The following is a 2,103-nucleotide window of genomic DNA, read 5'->3' as shown; positions in this document are numbered from 1 at the left end:
CGCCATCGACCCCGCGGCCAGCTGTATCTGCAGGACCAGAAGATCGCCGCCGCCGAGCTGGGCGCCCAGGCCAAGACCGCGGCCCAGCGCAACCCGCAGACCGAGGTGCAGCTGCGGGCCGACCAGAGCGTGCCCTACGGCCGGGTGGCCGAGTTGATCGGCCTGCTGCAGACGGCCGGCCTCTCGCGCATCGGCTTCGTGACCAGCGGCAGCCCGCCGCCCGCCCCGGCCCGCCCCTGACGCCGGAGCCTGCGCGGCTCCTACAATCCGGGGATGAACGAGAAATACGTCCCCGCCGAGGTCGAAACCGCCGCCCAAGCGCACTGGAACGCGCTGGATGCCTACCGCGTCACCGAGGGCGCCCGCGACAGCCAGGGCCAGCTCAAGCCCAAGTTCTACGCCTGCTCCATGCTGCCCTACCCCTCGGGCAAGCTGCACATGGGCCATGTGCGCAACTACACCATCAACGACATGCTGACCCGTCAGCTGCGGATGAAGGGCTTCAACGTGCTGATGCCCATGGGCTGGGACGCCTTCGGCCTGCCGGCCGAGAACGCCGCCATGAAGGGCAAGACGCCGCCGGCGCAGTGGACCTACTCGAACATCGCCTACATGAAGGGCCAGATGCAGGCCATGGGCCTGGCCATCGACTGGTCGCGCGAGGTCGCCACCTGCCAGCCCAGCTACTACAAGTGGAACCAGTGGCTGTTCCTGCAGATGCTCAAGGCCGGCATCGCCGAGCGCCGCACCCAGGTCGTCAACTGGGACCCGGTGGACCAGACCGTGCTGGCCAACGAGCAGGTGATCGACGGCAAGGGCTGGCGCTCGGGCGCGCCGGTCGAGAAGCGGGAGATCCCCGGCTACTACCTGAACATCGTCAAGTACGCCGACGAGCTGCTGAGCGCGGTGGCCAACCCCGAGGACCCGAACTACCTGTCGGGCTGGCCCGAGCGCGTGCGCCTGATGCAGGAGAACTGGATCGGCAAGAGCGAGGGCGTGCGCTTCGCCTTCCCGCATGAGATCAAGGGCGCCGACGGCACGCTGATCCAGGACGGCAAGCTCTACGTCTTCACCACCCGTGCCGACACCATCATGGGCGTGACCTTCTGCGCCGTGGCGCCGGAGCACCCGCTGGCCACCCACGCCGCCGCCGGCAATGCCGAGCTGGCCGCCTTCATCGAAGAGTGCAAGAAGGGTGGCACGACCGAGGCCGAGCTGGCCCTGAAGGAAAAGGAAGGCCGCCCGACCGGCCTGTTCGTCACCCACCCGCTGACCGGCGCCCAGGTCGAGGTCTGGGTCGGCAACTATGTGCTGATGAGCTACGGCGACGGTGCGGTGATGGGTGTGCCGGCGCACGACGAACGCGACTTCGCCTTCGCCCAGAAGTACGGCCTCGACATCAAGCAAGTTGTCGGGCGCGTCTTCCCAATTGAGCGAGCTGTTCGGCCGGATGAGGTCGAGCTGAACCCTCGAGGCGACTGGCAAGAGTGGTACGGCTGGAAGAGCGATGCCTTTATGCGCTGCATGAACTCGGGCGTCCTCGACGGGTTGAGTCCAAGCCAAGCCGTCACCAAGGTGGCAGAACTGCTCAGCGCCAAAGGCCTGGGCGAGAAGAAAACCACCTGGCGCCTGCGCGACTGGGGCATCAGCCGCCAGCGCTACTGGGGCACGCCCATCCCCATCATCCACTGCGACGACTGCGGCGCCGTGCCGGTGCCGGAGAAGGACCTGCCGGTGGTGCTGCCCGAGGACCTGATCCCCGACGGCAGTGGCAACCCGCTGAACAAGTGCGCGTCCTTCCTCAACGTGGCCTGCCCCTGCTGCGGCAAGCCGGCCCGCCGCGAGACGGACACGATGGACACCTTCATCGATTCGTCCTGGTACTTCATGCGCTATTGCGACCCGAGCAACGACCAGGCCATGGTCGCCGACGGCGCCAAGTACTGGATGCCGATGGACCAGTACATCGGCGGCATCGAGCACGCGATCCTGCACCTGTTGTACGCGCGCTTCTGGACCAAGGTGATGCGTGACCTGAAGCTGGTCGAGGTCAGCGAGCCCTTTCACAAGCTGCTCACCCAGGGCATGGTGCTCAACCACATC

2 protein-coding genes are annotated in these 2,103 nt (G+C 67.0%); both read left to right on the top strand.

Going from position 1 to position 2,103, the window contains the following annotated elements:
• Positions 1 to 240 (top strand): biopolymer transporter ExbD (locus I73_RS27285; protein WP_022980550.1); only part of this gene is annotated, 240 nt, incomplete at its 5' end.
• 33 nt (positions 241 to 273) lie between these two features.
• Positions 274 to 2,103, top strand: a 1,830-nt coding sequence (gene leuS, locus I73_RS10415; protein ID WP_022980549.1) for a leucine--tRNA ligase, incomplete at its 3' end; no start/stop codon positions are given.

This window comes from Ideonella sp. B508-1, assembly GCF_000333615.1.
GTDB lineage: Bacteria > Pseudomonadota > Gammaproteobacteria > Burkholderiales > Burkholderiaceae_C > Ideonella.
Note: the sequence above shows the minus strand (reverse complement) of the source record. Positions and strands in the feature narration are given on the sequence as shown.